The following is a 23,811-nucleotide window of genomic DNA, read 5'->3' on the forward strand; positions in this document are numbered from 1 at the left end:
ATCAAAGTGTTTTCGCTACTGCCCTGCGTCATTCAATGCACGACGATGCAATTCACCGCGAACATATAAAAAGCCAGCCCCAACCCGATCGACAGCAGCGAATTCCTGGTTTTCCAGTAAGCCAGCACGGACAGCGCAAGCGCCGCCAGATCGGGCAAGCCGTACGGGTAACGGGTCAAGTCCTTGTCCTTCAGCGTGTACAGCACGAGCAGGATCATGACTCCCGGTGGCATGCGTTCGCCGAGATAGCGGAGATAGCCGTTGTGCTCGAGCCGCTTCATCAGCAGGATCGGCAGATAACGCAAACCGATCGTGACGACGGAAATCGTGACGATGACCGAAAGCGCACGCCAATCACTTGTCATTGCGCTGGCTCCGGAAAACGTAAAGCGCAGTCAGTATCGCGAGATACACCAGCAAACCGGCGAACAGGAACGATTCGCGGAACAGCCATTGCTCGCTCGCGAACGCGGCGGCGCTCGCAAGCGCCGCGACACCGATCAGCAGCGCGGTGCCCTTCGTGCGCACCGCGTCGACCGCGAGGATCACGAACATCGACGTCAGCGCAAAGCCGAAGCCCTTGACGCTGCCCGGGATCGCGAGGCCCGCGAGCGAGCCGAGCAGCGCGCCGCCCACCCACCACGCGTGACTGATGAGCTGCAGCGCAGTGATCTGGAAGCCGTTCAGCGTCGCGCCCGTGCCCGCCGACGTGATCGCGTAGGTCTCGTCGGTCAGCGCGAACACGCCGTACACGCGCTGCGGGACGGTGCGCAGCCGCGCATACGGGAACGACAGCCCGTAGAACACGTGACGGAAGTTGACGATCAGCGCGGTCAGCGCGACCTGCGGCAACACCATCCCGGACACCATCAGGCTCACGGCAAGAAACTCGATCGAGCCCGCGAAGATCATCAGCGCGGACAGTGGCGCCCAATGCCACGGCACCCCGCTCGTCACGAGGAACACGCCGAACGCGATCCCGAGCGGCACGTACGCCATCGCGACCGGGATCGACAGGCGGAAAGACTGGTAGAGCTGCTCCGACTTCGGCAACGCCAGCACGAACGGCTTCGATTCGACACGCACGCTTGCTGATTCCCCTCGTTCGCCGGCGGCCGCCTCGTGCGTCCGCCGTCATCGTCCCCGCGGCAGCACGCGCCCCCTAGCCGCTCGTCTCGACCATCGCATTTCCGAAAGCCGACGGCCCCGATTATTCGACTAGAATGCGTGCGAGGGAATGAACAGAACCGAACAATCACCTCCAAAGTGTTCAGCTGTTTTTACTGAACACTTTGGCCGAAGTCCTTGACAGTGGCGTCCGATGAAACTCGCGCTCGACACGACGACCGGCGTTCCGCTGACCGAACAGCTGGCCGACCAGATCGAACAGATGATCCGTTCGCAGCAATTGCGCAGCGGCGTGAAACTGCCGTCGATCCGCAAGATGGCGGCCGATCAGCAGATCAGCCGCTTCCCGGTCATCGAGGCATACGATCTGCTCGCTGCCCGCGGCCTGATCCGGCCGCGCCACGGCTCCGGCTTCTACGTGACCGACCGCCTCGACGCCGGCGCGCTCCCGGGCGGCACGGATACGCGCGTCGCCGAGGAGGAAACGAGCCACATCCTCAGGCAGTTCGCGTCGCTGGACAATCGCATGAAACTGTCGAGCGGCTTCGTGCCGGCCGCGTGGCGCGACGTCGACGGCATCGCGCAGGCGGTGCGACACGTCGTGCGCGGCGACGTGGCGAACCTCGTCGACTACGCGCAGCCGCAGGGCGATCCGCTGCTGCGCCAGCAGCTGTGCCGCCACCTCGCGCCGCTCGGGATCGACGCCCAGCCGCAGCAGATCCTCGTCACGCACAGTGCGAGCCAGGCGCTCGATCTCGTCGTGCGCCTGATGCTGAAGCCGGGCGACACGGTGTTCGTCGAGGATCCCTGCTACTTCAACCTGTTCGGTTTGCTGAAGCTGCACGGCGTGAGGCTCGTCGGCGTGCCGCGCCGCGCGACGGGGCCGGACATCGAGGCGGCCGAGGCGCTGCTGCGCGAACACCGCCCGAAGCTGTTCTTCGTCGCGACCGTGCTCCATAACCCGACTGCGACGAACATTGCGCCGCCGATCATGTTCCGGCTGCTGCAGCTCGCGCACCAGCATGGCTTCACGATCGTCGAGGACGATGTCTACGCCGATTTCGAGGCGACGCCGTCGCAGCGGCTCGCGACGCTCGACCAGCTCGAACGCGTGATCTATGTCGGCGGGTTCTCGAAGACGCTGTCGTCGTCGCTGCGGATCGGCTACCTGGCCGCGCGACTCGATCTGATCAAGCATCTGATCGACCTGAAGGCCCTCACCAGCATGGGCGGCGCGCGGATCGTGGAAAGCATCGTCGCGCTGCTGCTCGAGCGCGGCACGCACCGCAAGCATCTGGAGCGGCTGCGCCGGCGCCTCGCGCAGGCGTCGGCGCACACGGTCGCGCGATTGCGGCAGGCGGGCTGGCAGATGTACGCGCAACCGAACGGCGGGATGTTCGTGTGGGCGTGCGTGCCGGGCGTCGACGATTCCGCGCGGCTCGTCGAACTCGCGCGCACGCTCGGGCTCGATCTCGCGTCGGGGCGCGACTACCGGCCGAACGGCGACACGACGCCGTGGGTCCGGCTCAACGTGGCGGCGGCGAGCGATCCGCTGGCGGCGCCGTTCATCGACGCGGCGGGAAGGCTGGGCGGGTGAGCTGGCCGGCGCTTGACCGATCAATAGCCGGTCCATAGGATGGCCGCGACCGATGCGACTCGCGGATCGCCACGAAACAACAAGATTCCTATCGTTCCCTGCTGAACATCCCGGGTTTGTCGCCGTTACTCGTCGCAGCGACCTTCTCGCGCCTCGCCGGACGGATGTTCGTTCTTACCCTGGTCCTGTTGGCCCTGGCGCGGTTTTCGTCGCCCGAGCTGGCCGGATGGTTGACGTTCGCTGCGATCGTGCCCGGCTTGGTCGTCAGCCCTGTTGCGGGCGCGATCCTCGATCGCGTAGGGCCGACAATCGCTGTGCGGATCGACTTTATCGCCAGCGCCATCTTCGTTGCGGCCGTCAGCGTCGTCGGCTGGAGTGGTTCAACCGCCCCCGTCGTGCTGGCCGTGCCGGTGGTCTTGTATTCCCTCACGGGTCCATTGGGCGCAGCCGGCACACGAACGCTGCTGCCCCGCGTGGTTCCGCCTGCGGCACTTGATCGGGCGAACGCGCTGGACACTGCGATTTATGCGGTTGTCGACGTCATGGGTCCCGCGCTCGCCGGCGTGATGGCCGCTTCGCTGGGGCCGGCGGCAGCAATCTTGCTGATCGCCACCGCATACGCCGGCGCAGCGATATTCATGTCATTCGTTCCGCACCTGCCTGGACTGGCCCGCTCCCAAGTCTCGATCTGGCAGCAGGCGATGGAAGGCATCAGGATGGTTGCCGCGCAACCGACACTTCGAGGACTCGCGATTTCCTATTCGTTGTACCAGGTCACTTGGGGCGCGCTCATTGTGGTCGTCCCGACGTTTGTCGCCGAGCACTTTGCCAAGGGCGCAGCCAGTTCGATTACCGGCTTGATGTGGACCGCGGTCGGTGCTGCGGGTGGCGTGGGCGCCTTGCTTGTCGGTCATCTGCGTACGGTCGGCCGGGAGCGTCGAATCATGGCTGTCGGCATGGCAGTGACCGCAACCGCCGCGTGGCCCGTTGCAGGCGAGTTCGGACTCGGCGGGCTGGTCGCTGCGCTGATCGTCGTCGGCATTGCATCCGGCCCGATCGACGTCGCATTGCTGACGCTGCGCCAGCGGCGAACGGACCCTCGGCAGCTCGGCCGGGTCATGTCCATCTCGATGAGCCTGAATGTGGCGGGGTTTCCAATTGGATCGGCCATCGCTGGAACCTTGATCGCCACGTCATCTTCGGTAGCGCTGATGATGGCGGCAATCGCATCCGCGATGGCAGCATTCGCGACTTCGGCAATCCCGCACGGGGTCGCTCAGGTCCGGACCGGGAAAGAGCCAGGTTAGCAATCGCTGGCGCCCGATCGAAGCGGGACGCCATGAGTCCCTGCCTGCATGATTCCCCGACCTCGCGCGAACACCCGTCGTCCGGCCCCTGCAAACCATCAATCCCGACGTTGGTCGATCGGATAGCAGCCCGCAACGCACGCGCCATGTAAACTATCGCCTATTGCGCACTCCGGCTCCAACTGGCCGGTCACGATCATATCGAGGGTTCGGCGCCGCCGCTTTCACGAATCCGGCCGATTCACGGCAAGCAGCCGGCGGCCCCCGGATGAACCCCGGACATGCGCGGGACGAACGTTATCCCGCCCAAAACCAACCGATTACGCTCATTTTTGATGGAAAACACACCCGTCAGTAACGAAACCCCAATGGACTCGAAATCGCTCAAGGGCACGCTCGCCGCGGCCGCGAGCGATACGCAGTCGTCCGCGGCCCGCGCCGTCGCCGGGCTCGAAAACCACACGCCGATGATGCAGCAGTACCTGCGCATCAAGGCCGACCACCCCGACACGCTCGTCTTCTACCGGATGGGCGACTTCTACGAGCTGTTCTTCGAGGATGCGGAAAAGGCCGCGCGCCTGCTCGACCTGACCCTGACGCAGCGCGGCGCATCGGGCGGCAATCCGATCCGGATGGCCGGCGTCCCGCACCACGCGGTCGAGCAGTACCTCGCGAAGCTCGTCAAGATGGGCGAATCGGTCGCGATCTGCGAACAGATCGGCGACCCGGCCACGTCGAAGGGTCCCGTCGAACGCAAGGTCGTGCGCGTCGTCACGCCGGGCACGCTGACCGACGCCGCACTGCTGTCCGACAAGACGGACGTCTACCTGCTTGCGATGTGCACGGGCCACAACAAGCGCGGCGTCGCGGTCAACATCGGCCTCGCGTGGCTCAACCTCGCCAGCGGCGCGCTGCGGCTCGCGGAGATCGAACCGGACCAGCTCGGCGCCGCGCTGGAACGCATCCGCCCGGCCGAGGTTCTCGCGGCCGACGCATCGGCTGACGCGATGCCCGCCGGCGCGGGCGCGCTCAAGCGCGTGCCGGCCTGGCATTTCGACATCGCGGCGGGCACGCAGCGCCTGTGCGACCAGCTCGACGTCGCGGGCCTCGACGGCTTCGGCGCGCACTCGCTGACGAGCGCCTGCGGCGCCGCGGGCGCGCTGCTCCTGTATGCGGCGGCCACGCAAGGCCAGCAGCTGCGGCACGTGCGCAGCCTGAAGGTCGAGAACGAAACCGAATACATCGGGCTCGATCCGTCCACGCGCCGCAACCTCGAGCTGACCGAGACGCTGCGCGGCACCGAATCGCCGACGCTGTATTCGCTGCTCGATACGTGCTGCACGACGATGGGCAGCCGCCTGCTGCGCCACTGGCTTCACCATCCGCCGCGCGCGTCCGTCGCCGCACAGTCGCGCCAGCAGGCGATCGGCGCGCTGCTCGACGCGCCCGCGAACGCGAGCCTCGATGCGCTGCGCAGCGCACTGCGCCAGATCGCCGACGTGGAACGGATCACCGGCCGCCTCGCGCTGCTCTCCGCGCGTCCGCGCGACCTGTCGAGCCTGCGCGACACGTTCGCCGCGCTGCCGGCGCTGCGCGAGCGCATCAGCCCGATCGCCGGCAACGCGGACGCGCTCGCCCGCCTCGACGCCGCGCTGGCGCCGCCCGCCGAATGCCTGGACCTGCTGACGAACGCGATCGCCCCCGAGCCGGCGGCGATGGTGCGCGACGGCGGCGTGATCGCGCGCGGCTACGATGCGGAGCTCGACGAGCTGCGCGACATCTCGGAAAACTGCGGCCAGTTCCTGATCGACCTCGAAGCACGCGAACGCGCCCGCACCGGCATCGCGAACCTGCGAGTCGAGTACAACAAGGTGCACGGCTTCTACATCGAAGTCACGCGCGGGCAGACCGACAAGGTGCCGGACGACTACCGCCGCCGCCAGACGCTGAAGAACGCCGAGCGCTACATCACGCCCGAGCTGAAGACCTTCGAGGACAAGGCGCTGTCCGCGCAGGAACGGGCGCTCGCGCGCGAGCGCGCGCTGTACGACGCGGTGCTGCAGGCGCTGCTGCCGTTCATTCCCGAATGCCAGCGCGTCGCGTCCGCACTCGCGGAACTCGACCTGCTCGCCGCGTTTGCCGAGCGCGCCCGCGCGCTCGACTGGGTCGCCCCCACGTTCACCGACGAGATCGGCATCGACATCGAGCAAGGCCGGCATCCGGTCGTCGAGGCGCAGGTCGAGCAGTTCATCGCGAACGACTGCCAGCTCGGCACGGAACGCAAACTCCTGCTGATCACCGGCCCGAACATGGGCGGTAAGTCGACGTTCATGCGGCAAACCGCGCTGATCGCGCTGATGGCCTATGTCGGCAGCTACGTGCCGGCGAAGTCCGCGTGCTTCGGCCCGATCGACCGGATCTTCACGCGTATCGGCGCAGCGGACGATCTCGCCGGCGGCCGCTCGACGTTCATGGTCGAAATGACCGAGGCGGCGGCGATCCTCAACGATGCGACGCCGCAAAGCCTCGTGCTGATGGACGAAATCGGCCGCGGCACGTCGACGTTCGACGGTCTCGCGCTCGCGTGGGCAATCGCGCGGCACCTGCTCGCGCACAACGGCTGCTACACGCTGTTCGCGACGCACTACTTCGAACTGACGCAACTGCCGGCCGAATTCCCGCATGCGGCCAACGTCCACCTGTCGGCGGTCGAGCATGGTCACGGCATCGTGTTCCTGCACGCGGTCAACGAAGGTCCCGCCAACCAGAGCTACGGGCTGCAGGTCGCGCAGCTTGCAGGCGTTCCGGCGCCGGTGATCCGCGCGGCGCGCAAGCATCTCGCTTACCTCGAGCAGCAGTCGGCCGCGCAGCACACGCCGCAGCTCGACCTGTTCAGCATGCAGCCCGCTGCCGACGATCTCGAATGCGCGGACGCGCCGGCAACACCGAGCGCGCCCCACCCTGCGCTCGAAAAACTGCGCGACATCGACCCCGACGACCTGAAACCGCGCGAAGCGCTCGACCTGCTGTACGAGCTGCGCGCGCTCGCCCAGTCGCACGATGCCGACGGGCACGCGTAAGCGCGCGGTGGCCGGCCGGCTCACCCGCGTCGTACTCGCGGCCGCGGCGGCGGCGCTCGCGCTTTCCGGCGCGCTCGCCCACGCTGCGCCCGCGAAGCGCGCCGGCGCGCCCTATTCGTTCGCGGTCGTCTCCGGCGTGATCGCGTCGCCTGCGGACGAGGTCGCCGCGCAGCGGATGCTCGAGGCAATGGCGCGCGAGCGCAACCTCGCGTTCGTCGTGTACGCGGGGGATCTCAAGGGAGCCAAGGAAGCGTGCCGCGATGCGCTGTACACGCAGCGCGGCGCGATTCTCGACGCGTCGCGCGTGCCGCTCGTGTTCATGCCCGGCCACGACGACTGGGTCACCTGCAACACGGCGGCGGGAGGCGGCTACGACCCGGTCGAACGGCTCGACTTCCTGCGGCAGACGCTGCTCGCCGGTGCGGCGCGGCCCGATCCGGGCGCGCTGCAGATCACGCGCGAGAGCGAAGTCGCGCGTTTCCGGCCGTATCGCGAGAACGCGCGATGGGTGCGCGACGACATCGTGTTCGTCGCGCTCAACGCCCCCGCGCCGAACAACCGCTTCCTGACGGCCGGCGGCCGCAACGGCGAGTTCGAGGATCGCATCGTCGCGAACGGTTTCTGGATCGATCATGCGGCCGAATACGCGAAGCGGCGCGACGCGCGCGCGCTGGTCGTGATCTTCGAAGGCGACCCGAAGTTCGACCGCTACGAGCACGCCGAACGCTTTGCGTGGCTGCGCTTCAACCGCCCGCGCGTGCGCGACGGTTTCCGCGAACTGAAGTGCACCCTGGTCAAGGCGGCCGCCACCTTCCGCGGCCCGATACTCGTGATGCACGCGAGCGGCGAACCGCTGGCGAACGGCTTCGTCATCGACCGTCCGCTGCGTACCGACAATGGGGAACTCGTAGGCAACCTGACGCGCGTCGCGATCGGACCGCGCCAGCCTGCCAGTCAATGGGTGAAGGTCGGTGTGTCGCCGGCGCGGCAGACGCTCTTCAACGTCAGCCTGCAGGACGTGCCGAAAAACCTGCCGGTGCCGCCGGCCTTGCCGGCCGCACCGCACGACGATGTCCCGCTCCCGCAGATGCCGGAGATCCCGGCCCTGCCGGCGCTGCCGGACGCCTCGTCGGTCGCGCCGCCGCTGCCGGGCGACAGCGGGGCGCCGAATGACGCATCAGGCCCCGCGCCGGCGCCCTACTACCAGGCTCCGACGCAAAGCGCGCCCGCCAGCTCAGTGCAGCGTGCGCCCTGACGGCTCGCCGTCCTCGTCGTCCTCATCCTCGTCGACGATCTCGAGCCCTTCCGCGCCGTGCGCGTGCTCATGCTCGATTTCGTCCTCGGTGGCTACGCGGACGTCCTTCACGGTCAGCGAGAAACGCAGCGCCATGCCGGCAAGCGGGTGGTTGCCGTCGAGCACGACCTTGTCTTCCGCGATGTCGGTGACCGTGTAGATCAGCGAGTCGATCTCTTCGTCGCCGTCCTCCGGCGTGCCTTCGAACTGCATGCCCACTTCGAGCGGCTCGGGAAAACGGTCGCGCGGCTCGATCTTCACAAGCTCGGGGTCGTAGTCGCCGAACGCGTCCTGCGGCTCCAGCTGGATCTGCGCCTGGTAACCCGGCTCGTGGCCGTCGAGCTGTTCCTCGATCTTGGGGAACGTGCCATCATAGCCGCCGTGCAGATAGACCATCGGCTCGTCGCTTTCCTCGATCAGATTGCCTTGCGCATCCGACAGCTTGTAAGTGACCGACACGACGGTGTTTTTTGCGATTTTCATCCAATTCTCCCAAATACAACTCTCATTATACGATGCGCAAACGGTCTCAAGCCGAACCGCTGGACGGCGCAGCCGCCGCGGTCGGCGCGCCGCCACCCGATCTTCCCACGCCGCTGCTCGGCGGCCTTACCCCGGCGCAATTCATGCGCCGCTACTGGCAGAAGAAACCCCTGCTGATCCGCCAGGCGATCCCCGGCGTGACGCCCCCGGTCTCGCGCGACGCGCTGTTCGAGCTGGCGGGCGACTACGACGCCGAATCGCGCCTGATCACGCACTTTCGTAACAAGTGGCAACTGGCGCACGGCCCGTTCGACGACGACGCGTTGCCGCCCGTCACGCGCAAGGCCTGGACCCTGCTGGTGCAGGGGCTCGACCTCCACGTCGACGCCGCGCGCGCGCTGCTCGACCGCTTCCGCTTCATCCCGGACGCGCGCCTCGACGACCTGATGATCTCGTATGCGACCGACGGCGGCGGCGTCGGTCCGCATTTCGATTCGTATGACGTATTCCTGCTGCAGGTCAAGGGCAAGCGCCGCTGGCGCATCGGCGCGCAGCGGGACCTGTCGCTGCAGCCGGGCGTGCCGCTCAAGATCCTCGAGCATTTCGAACCGAGCGACGAATGGGTGCTGGAGCCGGGCGACATGCTCTACCTGCCGCCGCACATCGCGCACGACGGCATCGCCGAAGGCGAATGCATGACGTGCTCGATCGGCTTCCGGGCCCCGTCCGCCGGCGAACTGGGCGCCCAGTTCCTGTATTACCTCGCGGAGCGCGGCGGCCTGCGCAGCGGCGCCCGCAGCGACGACCTCTACCGCGATCCGAAGCAGCCCGCCGTCGAGACGCCGGCGCACCTGCCGCCGGCGATGGTCGAACGGGTCGCGGCGATCGTCAACGGCATCAAATGGCGCGAGCAGGACGTCGCCGAATTCCTCGGCTGCTACCTGAGCGAACCCAAATCGAACGTCGTGTTCGACCCGCCCGCGCGCGCGCTTTCCGAGGCGGCGTTCGCCGCGCAGGCCGCGCGGCGCGGCGTATGTCTCGACAGACGCGCCGCATTGATGTATAACGCGCGCTCGTACTTCATCAACGGCGAGGAAGGGTCACTCGATCAGGCCACCAAATGGCTGCCCGAGCTGGCCAATCAGCGTCGGATGGAGGCGAAACGGTTTGTAACACTATCCCGGGATCCCTCCATGACAGCCTTGCTGCACGAGTGGTATTGTGCGGGCTGGATACGGGTTGGAGCCGGAATTAGTGTGAATTGACCCGTATGCCCATGCGAATCAAATTTTGTATGGGAAAGACAACGTATTGACCCCGCATTTGTCGACGGTCGATAGGAAAGTGCATATAATTTCCGCCCAAGCCGTAGGGAAGATTCACGCTCTAGAAGTGCGTCTCCACCAGCGGCCCAGGTCGGTGTTGGAGCACATTACCGGTATTGTTTCGCGCTGTTGCTTACCCTTTAACCATAAAAGGACGTGATCATGAAGAAATCCCTCCTCGTAGCTTCCCTGCTGGCTGCTGTTGCACTGGCTGCTTGCAACAAGAGCGCAGACCAAGCTGCTGCGCCGGCTGCTAGCGACGCTGCTGCTGCCGCTTCGTCGGCTGCTTCGGCAGTTGCTGGTGCTGCGAGCGACGCAACGGCTGCTGCTTCGTCGGCAACGGCTGCTGCGAGCGACGCAGCTGCTGCTGTGGCGTCGGCTGCTTCGGCAGCGACGGCTGCTCCGGCTTCGGGCGCAAGCCAGTAAGCCTCAGCATCAGCTGAAAAAAAACCGGCCCTCGGGCCGGTTTTTTTACGCCTGCACGTTTCGACATGCGCAGGCGTCCGCTCCGGGCCGCAGGCCCGCCCTCCTACGTCAATGCCAGCCAGTCGAAGCCCGTTTCCTGCGTGGCGACGACCACCTCGCTCCCGTCCGTGCCCAGCACGCCCGCAAACCCCTGGCGGGCCAGTTCCGGCAGGTTGTTCTGCTGGCTCAGGTGAGCCGCCACGAGATGCTGCAGGCGGCTGCGTTCGAGCGACGCAAGGATGTCCGCCGCCGCGTCGTTGCTCAGGTGCCCGTGGCTGCCGCCGATCCGCGCCTTCAGCGACTGCGGATAGCGGCTCGCGGCCAGCATCGCGGTATCGTGGTTCGATTCCAGCACCAGCGCGTCGCAGCCGCTCAGGACGGCCGTGATGTGCGGCGTGGACCCGCCCACGTCGGTCAGTACGCCGAGGCGGTGACAGCCGTCCGTGAACACGAACTGGAGCGGTTCCCGCGCGTCGTGCGGGACCGTGTACGGCAAGACCGCCAGATCGCGTATCTGGGCCGTCTCGTCGCCCCACAGGACGTGGAGCTCGACGTCCGCTTCGTCCGCGCCGACCGCACGCGCGGTGCCCCAGCTCATGTAAAGCGGCAGCGACGCGCGCCGGGCGAGCGTCAACGCGCTGCCGACATGGTCGCTGTGCTCGTGGGTGATGAGGATCGCATCGAGATCGTCGATGCCGAGATGCAGACGGCCGAGCCGGCGCTCGACCTCCTTGGCGGAAAAGCCGCAGTCGAGCAGCACGCGGGTGGTGGTCGCGCCGCTCGCGGCTTCGACCACCAGTGCGTTGCCTTCGCTGCCGCTTCCGAGGCTGGCGAATCGCACGCGCTTAGTTCAATTGCGCGTGAAGCAGCGAGATGATCCGCTGGGCGTCCGACGAGTTGTCGATCTGGCCGTTCGCGTCGACCACCGCGACCTGCGTGCCGCCATTGCCCTGCGCACGCACGTTGACGACGAATTCCTTGCCCGGCTTCGCCGCCGACGGACCGCCGTAGAACAGCTTGCCGAACAGGCCGTCGCGCTTCAGCTCTTCCATCGAATTCGCGTAGCGCACGTAGTACATGCCCTTCTCGCGGTCGCGGTTGTCGACCGTGAAGTTGGTGCGATCGAGCGCGAGGCCGACGCGCAGCCACGCGCGATCGAACGATTCGGCAAGCTGCAGCGTCGCCGTGCCGGTGCTCGCGGCGCTGACCTGCGCGGGCGCCGTCGCCGGCCGCGCTTCGGTCAGCAGTTGCTTCGCCTGCGCTTCGGACAGGCCGAACTTCTGCATCAGCTTCGCCAGGAACACCGCCTCCAGCACCGGATTGCGCGGACGCTCTTCCCAGCGCGACGACGTGCCGCCCTGCGGGCCGACCATCATCTCCTCCATCGCGCTGTGCGTGATCGAGATGTCGGTGTTGCCGTCCACCGTGCGGTTCACAAGCGTGCGGAAGCGGTCGCGCGTGCCGGACGAATACACGAAATCGACGACCCTGCCGATCGTGCGGCGGAACCAGTCGTCAGGAATGTTCGCGCGGTTCTCCGCCCAGTCGGTGGCCATGATCCCCGTCGACGGCGCGTCGGTCTTCAGCGAGAAGCCGTTGTCCTGCCAGAAATCCTTCAGGAGCGGCCAGAGCTGCTCCGGCGTGCGGCCGTCGACGACGAGCCAGCGGCGGTCGCCGTCGCGCTCGACGTGCATGCCGAACGGATCCTGCGCGGTCGGCACGCCGTCCGTCGCGGTGCCGGCTGCCGTCGTCGCGCGCGGCGGCAGCGTGCCAAGGCCGGCATTGGCCGGCGGCGCGACGAACTGCTGGCTCGTCGGCACCGGCTTCAGGTCGCTCGGCACCGCGAGCGGCGGCGCCGAACCGGTGTTCTTGTAGTTGACCTTGTCGGGGGCCAGATAGTCGTTCAGCGTATCGCAGCCGGCGAGCGCGCCCAGCGCAAGCGCCACCACCGAAACCTGGATGGCGCGAGAGGAAAAGGCGAAACGTTTCATGAAATCCTTCGTCTTGCTAGAACGCTCGTCAGGAGCGGCGCCGGACGGAGCCGGCCGGTGCGGGTTGATCGGGGAACGAATTGGCGGACGGTGCCCGTCCGCCGCGACATCAGGCCAGGACGCCGGCCTCGACGAGCGCCGAGCGCACCGCGTCGTGGCACCGTACGTCGAGCGGCGTGAGCGGCAGGCGGATGCCGCCCTGCATCTTGCCCATCGCCTGCAGCGCCCACTTCACCGGAATCGGGTTCGCCTCGATGAACAGGTTCTTGTGCAGCGACAGCAGCTGCATGTGCAGTTCGCGCGCCGTCTTCACGTCGCCCGCCAGCGCCGCGCGGCACAGCGCGCTCATCGCGCGCGGCGCGACGTTCGCCGTCACCGAGATGTTGCCGTGACCGCCCAGCAGCATCAGCGCGATCGCAGTCGGGTCGTCACCGCTGTAGATCGCGAAATGCGCCGGCGCGGCCTTGATCAGCTGCGCGGCACGATCGATGTTGCCGGTCGCTTCCTTCACGCCCACGATGCCCGGCACCTGCGCGAGACGCAGCATCGTCTCGTTCGACATGTCCGCGACCGTGCGGCCCGGCACGTTGTACAGGATCACCGGCAGGTCGATCGCCTCGGCAATCGCCTTGAAGTGCCGATACATCCCTTCCTGCGTCGGCTTGTTGTAGTACGGCACGACCTGCAGCGTCGCGTCCGCGCCGACCGCCTTCGCGTGCTTCGTCAGCTCGATCGCCTCGGCGGTCGAATTGCCGCCCGCGCCGGCGATGATCGGAATGCGCTTCGCCGCGTGCTCGACCGCGGTGCGAATCATCAGGATGTGTTCTTCGACGTTGAGCGTCGCGGACTCGCCACTCGTCCCGACCACGACCAGCGCGTCGGTGCCTTCTTCGATGTGCCAGTCGATCAGTTTGCGAAATGCCGGCAGATCGAGACTGCCGTCTTCGAGCATCGGGGTGACGATCGCGGGGATGCTGCCGCGGATTTGAATGCCGTCTTGGGTGCCGTTAGCCATGAAACGCGATTGAATATGAATCGGTAAACGTTGAGATTGTAGCGGATTAGCCGGGCAGTTCGTAACGCGGAATACCCGCCTCCGACCCCGTGGCCGCGCCCTCCCGCACCGCGCAGATGCGCTGGACGAACGCCGCGCGCGGCGCAGCGACGAAGCCGTCTTCGTACCCCACCACGCGCAGGCGGCCTCGCACCACGTCGAGCAGTTCGCCCGGCGCGAGCAGGAACGCAGGGTTCGACGGTTTGCCGACCGTTTCGTTTCCTCGCGCGAAGGTTTCGTAGACGAGCACACCGCCCGGCGCGAGCGCATCGAGCAGATGGGGCCAGAGCGGGCGGTGCAGGTAATTCGTGACGACCACGGCCGCAAACCGCTCGCCGGCCGGCAGCGGCCACGGTGCCCCTTCCAGATCGGCGTTGCGGACGTCCACGCCCGGAATCGCGCGCAACGCGGCGAGCGCGACCGGATCGCGTTCGAGCGCGACGACCGGATGCCCGCGCGCCGCAAACCAGCGCGCATGCCGCCCGCCGCCCGCGGCGACGTCCAGCACCGCGCCGCCGGCCGCGATCAGCGGCGCCCAGCCGGCGACCCAGCGCGACGGCTCGGTCGACACGCCGTGCCCGCCGCCGGCGGACACGGCCGGTTCATGCCTGCCGCTCACGTGTACGACAGACCCATCGCGTCGCGCACGTCGCGCATCGTCTCCGTCGCGTACTTGCGCGCCTTGTCGCAGCCGTCGGCGACGATCGCGCGCAGCAGCGACGGGTCGTCCATGTACTTCTGCGCGCGCTCGAGCATCGGCTGCTGTTCGCGCAGGATGCCTTCGACCACCGGCTGCTTGCAGTCGAGGCAGCCGATGCCAGCCGAACGGCAGCCCTTCTGCACCCACTCGTGGGTCGCCTCGTCCGTATAGACCTGGTGCAGCTGCCACACCGGGCACTTGTCCGGATCGCCCGGATCGGTGCGGCGGACGCGTGCCGGATCGGTCGGCATCGTGCGAACCTTCTTCGTGATCGTCTCCGCGTCCTCGCGCAGGCCGATCGTGTTGCCGTACGACTTCGACATCTTCTGACCGTCGAGGCCGGGCATGCGGGACGCCTCGGTCAGCAGCGCCTGCGGCTCGACGAGGATGATCTTGCGCGCGCCCTCGAGATAGCCGAACAGGCGCTCGCGGTCGCTCATCGACAGGCTCTGCGATTCCTGCAGCATCGCGCGCGCCTGCTCGAGCGCCTCGTCGTCACCCTCCTGCTGGTACGCGTTGCGCAGCTCGTGATACAGCTTCGCGCGCTTGCCGCCCAGCTTCTTCGCGGCTTCGAGCGCCTTCTCCTCGAAGCCCGGCTCGCGACCGTACAGGTAGTTGAAGCGGCGCGCGATCTCGCGCGTCATCTCGACGTGCGGCACCTGGTCCTCGCCGACCGGCACGAGCGAGCCGCGGTACAGCAGGATGTCCGCCGCCATCAGCACCGGATAGCCGAGGAAGCCGTAGGTCGACAGGTCCTTGTCCCTCAGCTTCTCGATCTGCTCCTTGTAGGTCGGCACGCGCTCGAGCCAGCCGAGCGGCGTGCTCATGCCGAGCAGCAGCGCGAGCTCCGCATGCTCGGGCACCTTGCTCTGGATGAACAGCGTCGCCTGCGCCGGATCGATGCCGGATGCGAGCCAGTCGATCAGCACGTCCCACACGTTCTTCTCGATGACCTCGGGCGTCTCGTAGTGCGTCGTCAGCGCATGCCAGTCGACGACGCAGAAGAAGCACGGGTACTCGGACTGCAGCTTCACCCAGTTTTTCAGCACGCCGTGGTAGTGGCCGAGGTGCAGCGACCCGGTGGGCCGCATGCCGGAGAAAATACGATCTGGGAACATGATTGTCGTTAGAAAAGCGAGGCGAAAGGAGACAGGATGGCGCTCAGGATGCCGGCACCGATATTCACGAGCGGGCGCAGCCAGAAATTCGTCAGCACGCCCGTCGCGACCAGCACGAGGACGATGATGAAGCCGTACGGCTCGATGCGCGACAGCGCGATCGACTGCTTCGGCGGCAGCAGCGCGGCCAGGATGCGGCCGCCGTCGAGCGGCGGCAGCGGAAACAGGTTCAGCACGCCGAGCACGAGGTTCACGCTGACGCCGGCGTATGCCATGCGCGTGAAGAACGGCTCGTCGACGCCGGCGGCGGGGAGCACGATGGTCAGCACGCCCCACAGCAGCGCCTGCACGAAGTTGCAGCCGGGCCCCGCGAGCGACACCCACAGGCTGCCCCAGCGCGGATCGCGCAGGTTGCTGAACGCCACCGGCACCGGCTTCGCGTAGCCGAACAGGAACGCCCCGCCCGTCAGGAAATACATCACGAGCGGGATCGCGATCGTGCCGATCGGATCGATGTGGCGCATCGGATTGAACGATACGCGCCCCATCATGTAGGCGGTGTTGTCGCCCAGAAGGCGTGCGGCATAGCCGTGCGCGGCCTCGTGCAGCGTGATCGCGAAGATCACGGGCAGCGCGTAGACGGCGATGGTCTGAATCAGGTTAGCGTCCATATCGCATCATTGTAACAAGCGCAATCGCACGGACACGGAAGGAACGGCGCGGGTTCACGCCGCCGTCAGTCCGAACGGCTCGAGCGGCCCGCGGCCCGCGCGCACGAGCTGCGGCTCCTCGGCCGTCAGGTCGATCACCGTCGACGGCTCGCGCGGGCACGCGCCGCCGTCGATCACGAGATCGACCTGCTTCTCGAGCCGCGCGCGGATGTCCTCCGGATCGTTGAGCGGCTCCTCTTCGGGCGGCAGGATCAGTGTCGTGCCGAGCAGCGGCTGGCCGAGCGATTCGAGCAGCGCAAGCGTGATCGCATGCTCCGGCACCCGCAGCCCGATCGTCTTGCGCGACGGATGCGACAGCCGCCGAGGCACTTCCTTCGTCGCCTGCAGGATGAACACGTACGGGCCGGGCGTCACCGACTTGATCAACCGGTATTGCCGGTTGTCCACCATCGCGAAGTTCGCGAGTTCCGACAGGTCGCGCACCAGCAGCGACAGATGCTGCTTCTCGTCGAGGCCGCGGATGCGGCGCACGCGCTCGACTGCATCCTTGTCGTCGAGGTGGCACGCGAGCGCGTAGCTGGAGTCGGTCGGCATCGCAATCACGCCCCCCTTGTTGACGATCTCCACTGCCTGCTTGATCAGGCGCGGCTGCGGATTATCCGGATGAATCCTGAAGAACTGGGACATGGGGACGGGTAAAGAGGGAGTGAACGGGGGCGCGCCGCGCCGGCGACACGCGCGGCCGGCCGTCGCGCGACGTCAGAGCCAGCGTTCCCAGACCGGCTTCAGGTCGGATGGCAGCGGCGGCAGGCCGCCCAGCTCGACGCGGCCTTCTCCGGGCGCGTGGAAATCCGAGCCGCACGATACTTCGAAGCCGAAGCGGCGCGCGACGTCCGCATATTCGCGATACTGGTCCGGCGTATGGCTGCCGGTCACGACCTCGATTGCGCGACCGCCGAGGTCGATGAATTCGCCGAAGAACGCATCGTACTCGACCGGTGTATAGCGATAGCGACCCGGATGCGCGACGACCGCCTCGCCGCCCGCGCCGCGGATCCACTGCACGGCATCCGACAGCTTCGCCCAGCGATGCGGCACGAAGCCGGGCTTGCCGTCGCCGAGCAACCGGTCGAAGACGTCCGACGTCGATTCCGCGTGCCCGTTCTCGACGAGGAAGCGCGCGAAATGCGTGCGCGAGATCAGGTCGGGGTTCGACACGTATTTCAGCGCGCCGTCGTATGCGCCCGGAATGCCGAGCGTCTCGAGCTGCGCGCCGATCGCCTGCGCGCGGGCCGCGCGGCCGTGGCGCGTGCGGTACAGGCCGTCGACGAGCGCCGGGTTTGCCGGATCGATGTTCAGGCCGACGATGTGCACCGTGCGCGACGCCCAGGTCACGGAAATCTCGACGCCGCTCAGGTAGCGCATGCCGAGCGCCTCCGCTTCGCTGCGCGCCGCCGCCTGGCCGCCCACCTCGTCGTGATCGGTGAGCGCCCACAGAGTCACGCCGCCGGCATGGGCGCGGCGCGCGACATCGACAGGCGACAGCAATCCGTCGGAGACATTCGAATGGCAGTGGAGATCAGCGTTCATCGTAGGCATCGGAGGTGAAGCTTCATTCTACTGCAATGCGGCATTCCGCCGCCGCCCCTCCCCCCTTTCCGTCCGGCTGCGCGCCGGCCGCAAACGCTACGCGCAGAACGCCTCGATCAACGCCGCGATCTGCTCCGGCTGGTCGTGGTGAACCATGTGGCCGGCGTCGTCGACGAGCTTTTCGCGCCAGTCCGGGAACGCCTTGAAGCGCGACTTGAACTCCGGCAGCGGGATGTCGCCGGCCAGATAGGCGAGCGTCGGCGAATCGACCGCCTCGACGTGCAGCACCTTCGCGCGCACCTGCGCCCAGGTCGCCATCACCTCGTCGAGCCGGTACAGCAGCGGCCCGACCATCTTGTGCGCGGGATCGGCCAGCAGATGGAAGCGTCCGTCGTCGCCCCGCTTCGACCAGTGCGCGGCCAGAAACGCCGCGCGGCGCGACTCGAGCCGAGGATTGGTCTTGATCAGGCGGGCGGCCACCTCGTCGAGCGACGCGTAGGGCTTCAGCGCCGACGGCTCGCGCAGGCCGTCGAGCCAGCCGCGCAGCCGGCCCGGTGCCTGCTCGGCCCGCGCCGGGGCCAGACCGAACCCCTCGAGGTCGACGACGCGCCGCACGCGCTCCGGCCGCGCGCCGGCATACAGGCACACGACATTCGCGCCCATGCTGTGTCCGACCAGGTTGACCTGGCCGGTCGGCGCATAGTGGTCCAGCAGCGCATCGAGATCGCCGAGGTATTCATGGAACCAGTAGTGACCGCCGCCCTGCCGCGCCACCGGCCAGTCGGACAGTCCAAAACCGCGCGCGTCCGGCGCGATCACCTGCCAGTCGCCCGCCAGCGCGTCGACGACGAATTGGAACGACGCCGCGACGTCCATCCAGCCATGCAGCATGAACAGCGTCGGCGCATCCGGCCGGCCCCAGCGCCGGACATGCAGCCGGACGCCGCGAACCGTGACGAAATCGGAAACAGAACTCGTGGCAGTCATTGCAGCGGTCGAAAAAAGAATGGTCGTTCGATTATAGCGATGCCGCTGCGCGGGCGCGTGCTGCGATCGTCACGCGTGTCGAGGCACTCCTCTAGGCGCCGCCGCCCTGCCTGACGGGTGATGCTTTCGATCAGGCCCCATCCCGCGCCGCGGACGCGTCCTGTGCCGCGAGCGCGTCCAGTTCGGCGGGCTCGAACCCGGCGCTGCGGCGCGCATCGAAATTGAACGGGCCGCGCAGGCGCGGCGCCCGGTACTGTTCGGCCAGTTGCCGGTAGGTCGGCAGCGGGTCGCGGCCGGCCTCGTCGCACAAATGGCGGAACCAGCGGTTGCCGATCGCGACGTGGCCGATTTCGTCGCGCAGGATCACGTCGAGGATCGCGGCCGACGCATGGTCGCCCGCCTGCGCGAGCCGCGCACGGATCGGCGGCGACGCGTCGAGGCCACGCGCCTCGAGCGTGCGTGGCACGAGCGCCATGCGGGCAAGCACGTCGCCCGCCGTGCGCTCGCACATTTCCCAGAGGCCGTTGTGCGCGGGGAAATCGCCGTACGCGTGACCGAATTCGGCGAGCCGGCCGGCCAGCAGCGAAAAGTGATATGCCTCTTCGGCGGCGACCTTCAGCCAGTCCGCGTAGAACGCGTCCGGCTGGCCGCCAAAGCGCCACACCGCATCGAGCGCCAGATTGATTGCGTTGAATTCGATGTGCGCGAGCGCGTGCAGCAGCACCGCCCGGCCCTCCGGCGAGCGCATGCTGCGCCGCTCCAGCTGGCGCGGCTCGACCAGCGCGGGGCGCGCCGGCCGCCCGGGCAGCCCGGCCGGCTCCGGCAGTGCGAGCGACGGATCGATCGTCGCCTGCCCGGCCAGCAGCGCGTCGTACAGCGTGCGCACCCGGCCAGCCTTCGCGGCCGGCTCGGGCGTACGCAGGGCGTCGAGCGAGGCGCGGCGCACGCAGGTCGACGCGTCGGAATCGAGGGATGAAGAAGGCACCATGTTCATGACCGGGGGCACCGTTGAATGCGCGTCGGGAGCCGCTGCGCGCAACGGTTTACAATACGCGCCTGTGCTGCGGCGACAGGCGCGGCGTGAAACGCGTCATTTTACCGACGCCCGCCGAACGATACCGGCTTGCATGGAACCGGACTCGGCGCCAACGCGCCAGGTCCGATCGACAAAGGAGACAATGTGACGATCTACAAGCTGGGCGACACTGCCCCGACCATCCACGAAAGCGTGTTCGTCGCCGATACGGCGGCCATCATCGGCAAAGTCGTGCTCGAGGAAAACGCGAGCGTGTGGTTCGGCGCGACGCTGCGCGGCGACAACGAGCCGATCACGGTCGGCGCGGGGAGCAACGTGCAGGAAGGTGCGGTGCTGCACACCGACCCCGGCTATCCGCTGACGATCGCCGCGAACGTGACGATCGGGCACCAGGCGATGCTGCACGGCTGCACGGTCGGCGAGGGCTCGCTGATCGGAATTCAGGCAGTGGTCTTGAATGGTGCGGTGATCGGCCGCAACTGTCTGGTCGGTGCCGGCGCGGTCGTGACGGAGGGCAAGACGTTTCCGGACAATTCGCTGATTCTCGGCGCCCCCGCGAAAGTGGTGCGCGAGCTGTCGGCCGAAGACGTCGCGCGGCTGCGCGCGAATGCGAAGACGTACGTCGACCGGCGTGCGCACTTCAAGGAGCAACTCGTGCGGATCGGCTGATCCGCACGGAATTCAAGGAAGAAGAGTGAGCGACCAGTTACAGAAATTCATGTTCAACGCGGCGCCCGTGCGCGGCGAAATCGTTTCGCTGCGCAACACGTGGCAGGAGGTGCTGACCCGCCGCGACTACCCGGCCCCCGTGCGCACGGTGCTCGGCGAGATGATGGCCGCGTGCGCGCTGCTGTCGGCGAACCTGAAATTTCACGGCACCCTCGTCATGCAGATCTTCGGCGACGGGCCGGTGAAAATGCTGGTCGTGCAGTGCAGCTCGGATCTGTCGATGCGTGCGACCGCGAAGTTCTCCGGCGACGTCGCCCAGACGATCGGGGACGACATCCGCTTCGCGGAACTCGTCAACGCGAGCGGCCATGGGCGCTGCGTGATCACGCTCGACCCGGCCGACAAGCGGCCGGGCCAGCAGCCGTACCAGGGCATCGTGCCGCTGAACGGCGAACACGGGCCGCTGGAGTCGATCGCGCAGGTGCTCGAGCATTACATGCATCACTCGGAGCAGCTCGATACGCGCCTGTGGCTCGCCGCCGATCGCGACCGCGCGGTCGGCATGCTGCTGCAGAAGCTGCCGGGTGACGGCGGCATCGTGCCGCGCACCGCGGAAACCGATGCCGATACGTGGGAGCGCGTGTGCACGCTCGGCGGCACGCTGTCCGCCAAGGAACTGCTCGAGGTCGAGCCGGACGTCGTGTTCCGCCGGCTGTTCTGGCAGGAGAACGTCCAGCATTTCGACCCGGCCGGCACGCGCTTCGAGTGCACGTGCTCGCGCGAAAAGGTCGGCGCGATGCTGAAGATGCTCGGCCAGGAAGAAGTCGACAGCGTGATCGTCGAACGCGGCCACGTCGAAATCCATTGCGAGTTCTGCAACCAGCGCTACGAATTCGATCCCGTCGACGTCGCGCAGCTGTTTGCCGCGCCCGAACTCGCGAGCGGCGTGACACCTGCCGCCGAGCAACGTCACTGAGCCGCGCGCCCGCACACCCGCCGGTGTGCGGGCGCATAATGATCGACGCACGAGCGTCGAGCGCGCCACCCCGCCCCGGTCGCCGGCGCGCCGCTGGAGAAGGACATGAATCGCCTGTTTCGCCCCCTGTTGCTGACGAGCGCCGCAGCCGGCCTGCTCGTCCTCGCCGGTTGCGCGGTGCAGCCGGCCTCCACGATCCTGAGCCGCCTGCCCGAACAACGCGCGTCCGGCCAGCCGGTGACGTTGACGCCCGCCGAGCGCAAGCGCTACGACGAGATCGATCGGCAGGTGCTGCGCGAACAGGACGACGCGATCGCGACCGAAGCCGCGATTCGCGCGTGGTCGTACTACACGCCGCCGCCCGTCACGTACTATGGCGGCTATTACGGCGGCAGGTGGGGACACGGCTGGGGCACGGGCCTGAGCTACGGCTATCCGGGCTGGTGGTGGTAAGCCCTTCATCGGCTCGATTGCCGACCGGCAGGAAATAAAAAAGCGCGGCATTTCCCGCGCTTTTTCAATGGGCTCGCATCACCGCAATCAGTGATGGGGCTGCTTCCCCTTCTCGCCGCCGTGATGCCGCGACTGCTTGGCCATCGACTGTGGATTCGGCACGACGCGCACCGGCGCCGCGGAGACTTCACCGCGCGTCGACGTGCTCGACAGCGTGTTGGCGCCGGGCGCCGCCTGCGCGGCCTGCGCGTTCGGCGACACGAACTGCACGAACACCTCGCCGTCCTTCACCATGCCCATCTCGTAGCGCGCGCGCTCCTCGATGGCCGCCGTGCCGCCCTGCAGATCCTGCACTTCGCCCGCGGTCCGCTCGTTGCGCAGCTTTTCGTCGGCGTTCTTCTGCAACTGGCTGTCGAGCTGCTGACGCAACTCGTGCACACGCAGCCAGCCGCCATGCCCCCACCATAGGGGGTACTGAATAAGCGCCAGCAAGGCAATCAGGACGACAGTGACAAGCCGCATGTATGAGACGCAGATATAAGAAGCGCCGCTCCACGCATCACGCAGAGCGGCGTCGAAGCAAACCAGCGCGATAGTAGCGCGTTAGCGCAGGTTATAGAACGCCGACTTGCCCGGGTAGCTCGCGATATCGCCGAGATCTTCCTCGATGCGCAGCAGCTGGTTGTACTTCGAGATGCGGTCGCTGCGCGACAGCGAACCCGTCTTGATCTGGCCGGCGTTCAGGCCGACCGCGATGTCCGCGATCGTCGAATCTTCCGTTTCGCCCGAGCGGTGCGAGATCACGGCCGTGTAGCCTGCGCGCTTCGCCATCTCGATCGCCGCGAATGTTTCGGTCAGCGTGCCGATCTGGTTGATCTTGATGAGGATCGAGTTCGCGATGCCCTTCTCGATGCCTTCCTTCAGGATGCGCGTGTTGGTGACGAACAGGTCGTCGCCGACCAGCTGCACCTTCTTGCCGAGACGGTCGGTCAGCAGCTTCCAGCCGTCCCAGTCGCTTTCGTGCATGCCGTCCTCGATCGACACGATCGGGAACTTGTCGGCGAGCGTCGCGAGGTAGTCGGTGAACTCGGCCGACGACAGCTGCAGGCCCTCGCCCGCGAGCTGGTACTTGCCGTCGTGGTAGAACTCGGATGCCGCGCAGTCGAGCGCGAGCAGCACGTCTTCGCCCGCACGGTAGCCAGCCTTCTCGATTGCCTGCAGGATCGTCGACAGGCACTCGTCGTTGCTGCCGAAGTTCGGCGCGAAGCCGCCTTCGTCGCCCACCGCCGTGCTCATGCCGCGGTCGCTCAGGATCTTCTTCAGCGCGTGGAACACTTCCGCGCCGCAACGCAGGGCTTCACGGAACGTCGGCTGGCTGACCGGGACGATCATGAATTCCTGGATGTCGAGGCTGTTGTTCGCGTGCGCGCCGCCGTTGACGATGTTCATCATCGGCACCGGCAGCTGCATTGCGCCCGAGCCGCCGAAGTAGCGGTACAGCGGCAGGCCGGCTTCTTCCGCAGCGGCCTTCGCGACGGCCATCGACACGGCCAGCATCGCGTTCGCGCCGAGGCGCGACTTGTTGTCGGTGCCGTCGAGCTCGAGCAGCGTCTTGTCGAGGAACGCCTGTTCCGACGCGTCGAGGCCCATGATGGCTTCGGAGATCTCGGTGTTGATGTGCTCGACCGCCTTCAGCACGCCCTTGCCGTTGTAGCGACCGGCTTCGCCGTCGCGCAGCTCGATCGCTTCACGCGAGCCGGTGGATGCGCCCGACGGCACCGCCGCGCGGCCCATCGTGCCCGATTCGAGCAGCACGTCGCATTCGACGGTGGGGTTGCCGCGCGAATCCAGAATCTCGCGGCCGATGATATCTACGATTGCACTCAT

At 67.3% G+C, this 23,811-nt stretch carries 24 protein-coding genes; 8 read left to right on the forward strand and 16 right to left on the reverse strand.

Features of this window, described 5'->3' with window-relative positions; translation table 11 throughout:
- Positions 1-32 precede the first annotated feature (32 nt).
- Positions 33-365 (reverse strand): branched-chain amino acid transporter permease, encoded by a 333-nt coding sequence (locus ACFIMZ_RS13000; protein WP_431819872.1) that lies wholly within the window; start codon positions 363-365, stop codon positions 33-35.
- On the reverse strand, positions 355-1,086 hold the full coding sequence (locus ACFIMZ_RS13005; protein ID WP_431819873.1) for an AzlC family ABC transporter permease: 732 nt from the start codon (positions 1,084-1,086) through the stop codon (positions 355-357). Before ACFIMZ_RS13005 ends, ACFIMZ_RS13000 begins: the two co-directional genes overlap by 11 nt.
- Positions 1,087-1,321: 235 nt before the next feature.
- Here ACFIMZ_RS13005 and ACFIMZ_RS13010 point away from each other — a divergent pair, with 235 nt between their 5' ends.
- The 4 genes from ACFIMZ_RS13010 (at position 1,322) to ACFIMZ_RS13025 (ending at position 8,367) form a co-directional block, all read left to right on the forward strand.
- Positions 1,322-2,725: a PLP-dependent aminotransferase family protein gene (locus ACFIMZ_RS13010; protein ID WP_431819874.1), complete on the forward strand. Its 1,404-nt coding sequence runs from the start codon at positions 1,322-1,324 to the stop codon at positions 2,723-2,725.
- 116 nt (positions 2,726-2,841) lie between these two features.
- A complete protein-coding gene (locus ACFIMZ_RS13015) occupies positions 2,842-4,032 on the forward strand; it encodes an MFS transporter (RefSeq protein ID WP_431819875.1) in 1,191 nt (396 codons plus the stop codon).
- A 467-nt stretch (positions 4,033-4,499) separates the two neighbouring features.
- The gene (gene mutS / locus ACFIMZ_RS13020) at positions 4,500-7,112 is read left to right on the forward strand and encodes a DNA mismatch repair protein MutS (protein WP_431822489.1); all 2,613 of its coding nucleotides are present in this window, start codon (positions 4,500-4,502) and stop codon (positions 7,110-7,112) included.
- The gene (locus tag ACFIMZ_RS13025; RefSeq protein ID WP_431819876.1) at positions 7,093-8,367 is read left to right on the forward strand and encodes a hypothetical protein; all 1,275 of its coding nucleotides are present in this window, start codon (positions 7,093-7,095) and stop codon (positions 8,365-8,367) included. The genes mutS and ACFIMZ_RS13025 overlap by 20 nt, the downstream gene beginning before the upstream one ends.
- Here the strand turns inward: ACFIMZ_RS13025 and ACFIMZ_RS13030 are convergent.
- Entirely contained in the window at positions 8,347-8,889 is a 543-nt protein-coding gene (locus tag ACFIMZ_RS13030; RefSeq protein ID WP_431819877.1) for an FKBP-type peptidyl-prolyl cis-trans isomerase, read from the reverse strand. The genes ACFIMZ_RS13025 and ACFIMZ_RS13030 overlap by 21 nt on opposite strands.
- 32 nt (positions 8,890-8,921) lie before the next feature.
- Between ACFIMZ_RS13030 and ACFIMZ_RS13035 the strand changes: the two genes are divergently transcribed.
- Positions 8,922-10,154 (forward strand): JmjC domain-containing protein, encoded by a 1,233-nt coding sequence (locus tag ACFIMZ_RS13035; RefSeq protein WP_431819878.1) that lies wholly within the window; start codon positions 8,922-8,924, stop codon positions 10,152-10,154.
- Positions 10,155-10,467: 313 nt separating this feature from the next.
- Here ACFIMZ_RS13035 and ACFIMZ_RS13040 read toward each other — a convergent pair whose 3' ends face one another.
- The 11 genes from ACFIMZ_RS13040 to ACFIMZ_RS13090 form a co-directional block, all read right to left on the reverse strand.
- Positions 10,468-10,650 carry a hypothetical protein gene (locus ACFIMZ_RS13040; RefSeq protein ID WP_162296965.1) on the reverse strand — a complete coding sequence of 61 codons (183 nt, stop codon included), beginning with the start codon at positions 10,648-10,650 and terminating at the stop codon, positions 10,468-10,470.
- A gap of 93 nt (positions 10,651-10,743) precedes the next feature.
- The gene (locus ACFIMZ_RS13045; RefSeq protein WP_431819879.1) at positions 10,744-11,520 is read right to left on the reverse strand and encodes an MBL fold metallo-hydrolase; all 777 of its coding nucleotides are present in this window, start codon (positions 11,518-11,520) and stop codon (positions 10,744-10,746) included.
- 4 nt (positions 11,521-11,524) lie between these two features.
- Complete coding sequence (bamC, locus tag ACFIMZ_RS13050) at positions 11,525-12,670, reverse strand: outer membrane protein assembly factor BamC (protein ID WP_431819880.1); 1,146 nt, start codon at positions 12,668-12,670, stop codon at positions 11,525-11,527.
- 109 nt (positions 12,671-12,779) lie between these two features.
- On the reverse strand, positions 12,780-13,685 hold the full coding sequence (gene dapA / locus ACFIMZ_RS13055; protein WP_431819881.1) for a 4-hydroxy-tetrahydrodipicolinate synthase: 906 nt from the start codon (positions 13,683-13,685) through the stop codon (positions 12,780-12,782).
- 46 nt (positions 13,686-13,731) lie between these two features.
- A complete protein-coding gene (locus tag ACFIMZ_RS13060) occupies positions 13,732-14,343 on the reverse strand; it encodes a class I SAM-dependent methyltransferase (RefSeq protein ID WP_431819882.1) in 612 nt (203 codons plus the stop codon).
- Positions 14,340-15,542 carry a tryptophan--tRNA ligase gene (locus ACFIMZ_RS13065; protein ID WP_010091982.1) on the reverse strand — a complete coding sequence of 401 codons (1,203 nt, stop codon included), beginning with the start codon at positions 15,540-15,542 and terminating at the stop codon, positions 14,340-14,342. Before ACFIMZ_RS13065 ends, ACFIMZ_RS13060 begins: the two co-directional genes overlap by 4 nt.
- A gap of 8 nt (positions 15,543-15,550) precedes the next feature.
- A complete protein-coding gene (locus ACFIMZ_RS13070; protein WP_431819883.1) occupies positions 15,551-16,213 on the reverse strand; it encodes a site-2 protease family protein in 663 nt (220 codons plus the stop codon).
- A gap of 54 nt (positions 16,214-16,267) precedes the next feature.
- Positions 16,268-16,900 carry an L-threonylcarbamoyladenylate synthase gene (locus ACFIMZ_RS13075; protein ID WP_431819884.1) on the reverse strand — a complete coding sequence of 211 codons (633 nt, stop codon included), beginning with the start codon at positions 16,898-16,900 and terminating at the stop codon, positions 16,268-16,270.
- A 72-nt stretch (positions 16,901-16,972) separates the two neighbouring features.
- Positions 16,973-17,803, reverse strand: coding sequence for a 3',5'-nucleoside bisphosphate phosphatase (locus tag ACFIMZ_RS13080; protein ID WP_431819885.1), 831 nt, complete (start codon positions 17,801-17,803; stop codon positions 16,973-16,975).
- A gap of 96 nt (positions 17,804-17,899) precedes the next feature.
- Positions 17,900-18,790 (reverse strand): alpha/beta fold hydrolase, encoded by an 891-nt coding sequence (locus ACFIMZ_RS13085; RefSeq protein ID WP_431819886.1) that lies wholly within the window; start codon positions 18,788-18,790, stop codon positions 17,900-17,902.
- A 130-nt stretch (positions 18,791-18,920) separates the two neighbouring features.
- The gene (locus tag ACFIMZ_RS13090) at positions 18,921-19,784 is read right to left on the reverse strand and encodes a ferritin-like domain-containing protein (RefSeq protein ID WP_431819887.1); all 864 of its coding nucleotides are present in this window, start codon (positions 19,782-19,784) and stop codon (positions 18,921-18,923) included.
- A gap of 186 nt (positions 19,785-19,970) precedes the next feature.
- On the opposite strand from ACFIMZ_RS13090, the gene ACFIMZ_RS13095 reads away from it, so the two are divergent.
- From ACFIMZ_RS13095 to ACFIMZ_RS13105, 3 genes are all read left to right on the forward strand, one after another.
- Positions 19,971-20,495, forward strand: coding sequence for a gamma carbonic anhydrase family protein (locus tag ACFIMZ_RS13095; RefSeq protein WP_431819888.1), 525 nt, complete (start codon positions 19,971-19,973; stop codon positions 20,493-20,495).
- Between the two features lie 25 nt (positions 20,496-20,520).
- Positions 20,521-21,471, forward strand: coding sequence for an Hsp33 family molecular chaperone HslO (gene hslO, locus ACFIMZ_RS13100; RefSeq protein WP_431819889.1), 951 nt, complete (start codon positions 20,521-20,523; stop codon positions 21,469-21,471).
- Positions 21,472-21,576: 105 nt separating this feature from the next.
- Positions 21,577-21,924, forward strand: coding sequence for a hypothetical protein (locus ACFIMZ_RS13105; RefSeq protein WP_431819890.1), 348 nt, complete (start codon positions 21,577-21,579; stop codon positions 21,922-21,924).
- Between the two features lie 87 nt (positions 21,925-22,011).
- On the opposite strand, the gene ftsB is transcribed toward ACFIMZ_RS13105, so the two are convergent.
- Both ftsB and eno read right to left on the reverse strand, forming a co-directional pair.
- Positions 22,012-22,446: a cell division protein FtsB gene (ftsB, locus tag ACFIMZ_RS13110; RefSeq protein ID WP_431819891.1), complete on the reverse strand. Its 435-nt coding sequence runs from the start codon at positions 22,444-22,446 to the stop codon at positions 22,012-22,014.
- 81 nt (positions 22,447-22,527) lie between these two features.
- Entirely contained in the window at positions 22,528-23,811 is a 1,284-nt protein-coding gene (gene eno / locus ACFIMZ_RS13115; RefSeq protein WP_006478406.1) for a phosphopyruvate hydratase, read from the reverse strand.

Source organism: Burkholderia sp. F1 (assembly GCF_050813845.1).
GTDB classification, from domain to species: Bacteria; Pseudomonadota; Gammaproteobacteria; order Burkholderiales; family Burkholderiaceae; genus Burkholderia; species Burkholderia ubonensis.

Bases quoted from the DNA above. Each gene is read 5' to 3' on its own strand.
- ACFIMZ_RS13000 (WP_431819872.1), bottom strand. From the start codon at position 365: ATGACAAGTGATTGGCGTGCGCTTTCGGTCATCGTCACGATTTCCGTC.
- ACFIMZ_RS13010 (WP_431819874.1), top strand. From the start codon at position 1,322: ATGAAACTCGCGCTCGACACGACGACCGGCGTTCCGCTGACCGAACAG.
- mutS (WP_431822489.1), top strand. From the start codon at position 4,500: ATGATGCAGCAGTACCTGCGCATCAAGGCCGACCACCCCGACACGCTC.
- ACFIMZ_RS13025 (WP_431819876.1), top strand. From the start codon at position 7,093: ATGCCGACGGGCACGCGTAAGCGCGCGGTGGCCGGCCGGCTCACCCGC.
- ACFIMZ_RS13030 (WP_431819877.1), bottom strand. From the start codon at position 8,889: ATGAAAATCGCAAAAAACACCGTCGTGTCGGTCACTTACAAGCTGTCG.
- ACFIMZ_RS13035 (WP_431819878.1), top strand. From the start codon at position 8,922: ATGCGCAAACGGTCTCAAGCCGAACCGCTGGACGGCGCAGCCGCCGCG.
- ACFIMZ_RS13040 (WP_162296965.1), bottom strand. From the start codon at position 10,650: ATGCTGAGGCTTACTGGCTTGCGCCCGAAGCCGGAGCAGCCGTCGCTG.
- bamC (WP_431819880.1), bottom strand. From the start codon at position 12,670: ATGAAACGTTTCGCCTTTTCCTCTCGCGCCATCCAGGTTTCGGTGGTG.
- dapA (WP_431819881.1), bottom strand. From the start codon at position 13,685: ATGGCTAACGGCACCCAAGACGGCATTCAAATCCGCGGCAGCATCCCC.
- ACFIMZ_RS13065 (WP_010091982.1), bottom strand. From the start codon at position 15,542: ATGTTCCCAGATCGTATTTTCTCCGGCATGCGGCCCACCGGGTCGCTG.
- ACFIMZ_RS13070 (WP_431819883.1), bottom strand. From the start codon at position 16,213: ATGGACGCTAACCTGATTCAGACCATCGCCGTCTACGCGCTGCCCGTG.
- ACFIMZ_RS13075 (WP_431819884.1), bottom strand. From the start codon at position 16,900: ATGTCCCAGTTCTTCAGGATTCATCCGGATAATCCGCAGCCGCGCCTG.
- ACFIMZ_RS13080 (WP_431819885.1), bottom strand. From the start codon at position 17,803: ATGAACGCTGATCTCCACTGCCATTCGAATGTCTCCGACGGATTGCTG.
- ACFIMZ_RS13085 (WP_431819886.1), bottom strand. From the start codon at position 18,790: ATGACTGCCACGAGTTCTGTTTCCGATTTCGTCACGGTTCGCGGCGTC.
- ACFIMZ_RS13090 (WP_431819887.1), bottom strand. From the start codon at position 19,784: ATGAACATGGTGCCTTCTTCATCCCTCGATTCCGACGCGTCGACCTGC.
- ACFIMZ_RS13105 (WP_431819890.1), top strand. From the start codon at position 21,577: ATGAATCGCCTGTTTCGCCCCCTGTTGCTGACGAGCGCCGCAGCCGGC.
- ftsB (WP_431819891.1), bottom strand. From the start codon at position 22,446: ATGCGGCTTGTCACTGTCGTCCTGATTGCCTTGCTGGCGCTTATTCAG.
- eno (WP_006478406.1), bottom strand. From the start codon at position 23,811: ATGAGTGCAATCGTAGATATCATCGGCCGCGAGATTCTGGATTCGCGC.